This window comes from Arthrospira sp. PCC 8006 (assembly GCF_046480465.1).
Taxonomy (GTDB): domain Bacteria; phylum Cyanobacteriota; class Cyanobacteriia; order Cyanobacteriales; family Microcoleaceae; genus Limnospira; species Limnospira platensis.
Window position 1 is genome coordinate 1 of record NZ_PKGG01000677.1, and the last position, 231, is coordinate 231.

Below are 231 nucleotides of genomic sequence, written 5' to 3' on the forward strand. Positions count from 1 at the left end.
AAATCTAGGTCTTCGTGTGGTAATGTTAAAGGCCCCAGCTGTAGTGTTTTTCCCAAATAGGGTTCCTTGTGGACCGCGCAATACTTCTACGGGAGAACCTACATTTAAGGTTGTTGGAAATGATCGTGAACGATTAATGGCGATCGCCAGTGAAAATGGCGCAGTCCGGGCTACGGCTAATTATCTGAGCGAAATTAATGCGAGTCGTCAAAAGTCTATCGGGTTAAGTTT

Annotated in this window: 1 pseudogene; it reads left to right on the forward strand. The window is 45.0% G+C overall.

Features of this window, described 5'->3' with window-relative positions:
• Window positions 1-22 precede the first annotated feature (22 nt).
• Window positions 23-231 (forward strand): annotated as a pseudogene (locus tag B9T16_RS29835) (hypothetical protein); the annotation flags it as partial.